Genomic DNA, 2386 nt, shown 5'->3' with positions numbered 1-2386 from the left:
GCGCGGTAGCGGGCCTCGGTGGCCTCCTTGGCCGGGCGCCACCAGGACTCGTTCTCCACGTACCAGTCGATGGTGGCCTTCAGGCCCTCGGCGAAGTCGGTGTGCGCCGGCCTCCAGGCGAGCTCGCGCTGGAGCTTGGTGGAGTCGATGGCGTAGCGGCGGTCGTGGCCGGGGCGGTCGGCGACCCAGTCGAAGTCCTCGGGGTCGCGTCCCATCGCCTCCAGGATCATGCGCAGGACCGTGATGTTGTTCTTCTCGCCGTCGGCGCCGATGAGGTAGGTCTCCCCCATCTCGCCCTTCGTGAGGATGTCCCAGACGGCCGAGGAGTGGTCCTCGGTGTGGATCCAGTCGCGGACGTTCTCGCCCTTTCCGTAGAGCTTGGGGCGCACGCCGTCGATTATGTTGGTGATCTGACGCGGGATGAACTTCTCCACGTGCTGGTAGGGGCCGTAGTTGTTGGAGCAGTTGGAGATCGTGGTGCGAAGCCCGTAGGTGCGGGCCCAGGCGCGCACGAGCATGTCGGAGGAAGCCTTGGTGCTCGAGTACGGCGAGGACGGGTGGTACGGCGTCTCCTCGGTGAACTTCGCCGGGTCGTCGAGCGCGAGGTCGCCGTAGACCTCGTCGGTGGAGACGTGGTGGTAGCGGATGCCGTACTTCCTCACGGCCTCCAGCAGGCGGAAGGTGCCCTCCACGTTGGTGCGCAGGAACGGCTCGGGGTCGGCGATGGAGTTGTCGTTGTGGGACTCCGCGGCGTAGTGCACGATGGCGTCGTGGCCTGGGACGATGCGGTCCAAAAGCTCGGCGTCGCAGATGTCGCCCACGACGAGCTCCACGCGGTCCGCGGGCAGCCCGGCGATGTTCTCGGGGTTGCCGGCGTAGGTCAGCTTGTCCAGGACGGTGACGTGTACCTCGGGGTGGTTCTTCACCACGTAGTGCACGAAGTTGCTGCCGATGAAGCCGCAGCCGCCCGTGACGATGATGTTCTTAGGTTCAAAAATCTCAGACATGAAAATCCAATCTGAAGCAAGTACAGCTTCTTTAGTATGCCGCAGGAAGTGACGCCGCGACACTATTCAACAAAACTATCGGACATTTCGGCATGCGATAAGAGCCATAACCTTCGCAGAATTACTTCCCCTACAAAACGCCTCCGGAATGCAGTCTTTGTCGTAGTGAAAAACCGAATCCCCAGTTATTTCACGTAAGTAATGTCCTGTTTTGGCGCCGACCGGGAAATAGCATAACGATGATTCCCACGATCTTGATAAACAGGGACGAAAGAATGGTATTTTCCGCTCGTCTTAATCTTGTAAATCTCATCCACGCTATACGGAAGATTAGGGAAATCAGCCCTTGAGATCAGCACGAAATAATTCGAGGAATACAGCACATGATGGGCAAACTCATCAGAATGAATCTCTTTTAAGCCCTCATCGACAAATACAATCGAGTCATGAACGGACGAAAGCTGGTTTCGCCAATCATAATCGGTCAGGGCGACACAGGGACAATCGCATTGCAAGGAAACACCCGACTGCTCGCCCGTTCGCATGTAGTCTGCGACCATGTCAAACAGTGTCGTCTTACCCGTGCCGCTATCGCCACGCACAATAGTGATGTTCCGCTTGATGGTAAATGTGTACTTGGTTCCCCTGCGGCGGGAAATCTTAACGAGATGCGAACCGTTCATAAGCAGCACCTACAGATACGGAATCGACTCGTGAATCAATTCGGCCATGTTGTGAACGATTCGGCCGCTATTCACGACTTTAATTTTAAAATCCTCGCGGCCAAAGTCCATCACATGATAGAGATTCACAACGAGCTTGCGGTCTTTCGCCATATCGAGAATCCACTTGGCACAGTTATCACCACAGGTAGAAGCGTTAAAAATATGCTTACGATCAAATCTCATAAGCAGCAGCGTTTTCACGCCACCAGAAAGCTGGAGTGGGGAAATGGACCCAAGCACAGGGCTTTCGATGAGGTTTTCGGAGACAACATCCGATCGATCGACATCTTTAATTATCGAGACTGCATAGGGATCCGTAATCCAAGAAGACCGGTAAGAGTTTTTGAAATATGTCGCTGTGTTGTAAATCGCTTCTGGCATATCGCCAAAGTAGACGCTTAACACATCCACTCCCAATCATATTGTCTTTATGGTCAACGTAATCATAACGAAAAGGGCCACCAGATAAACGGTGGCCCCTAAAAGAAAACAAGCCGGCGCTAATACTCGCGCGGGCTGTTGACGATCTCGCCGGCGGCGACCTTCTTCAGGTGCCGGCCGTAGACCGACTTGCCGTAGGCCTTCGCGGCCTCCTCCAGCCCGGCGGTCGTGATCCAGCCGTTCTCCCAGGCGATCTCCTCGGGCACGGACACG

At 55.9% G+C, this 2386-nt stretch carries 3 protein-coding genes; all 3 read right to left on the bottom strand.

Going from position 1 to position 2386, the window contains the following annotated elements; genetic code table 11:
- A partial coding sequence (rfbB, locus tag DW796_RS09465) for a dTDP-glucose 4,6-dehydratase (protein WP_118095006.1) occupies positions 1–1007 on the bottom strand: 1007 nt, incomplete at its 3' end.
- Positions 1008–1192: 185 nt separating this feature from the next.
- On the bottom strand, positions 1193–1690 hold the full coding sequence (locus DW796_RS09460; RefSeq protein WP_187362399.1) for a Fis family transcriptional regulator: 498 nt from the start codon (positions 1688–1690) through the stop codon (positions 1193–1195).
- 9 nt (positions 1691–1699) lie between these two features.
- Positions 1700–2137 carry a DUF4869 domain-containing protein gene (locus tag DW796_RS09455; protein WP_118095008.1) on the bottom strand — a complete coding sequence of 146 codons (438 nt, stop codon included), beginning with the start codon at positions 2135–2137 and terminating at the stop codon, positions 1700–1702.
- Positions 2138–2386 lie beyond the last annotated feature (249 nt).

Source organism: Collinsella sp. AM31-2AC, from assembly GCF_003469285.1.
Taxonomy (GTDB): domain Bacteria; phylum Actinomycetota; class Coriobacteriia; order Coriobacteriales; family Coriobacteriaceae; genus Collinsella; species Collinsella aerofaciens_AT.
The sequence above is the reverse complement of the archived record's forward strand: the minus strand, read 5'-3'. Positions and strand labels throughout refer to the sequence as shown.

Excerpts from the sequence above, each read along its gene's own strand:
- DW796_RS09460 (WP_187362399.1), bottom strand. The coding sequence starts at position 1,690 with ATGAACGGTTCGCATCTCGTTAAGATTTCCCGCCGCAGGGGAACCAAG.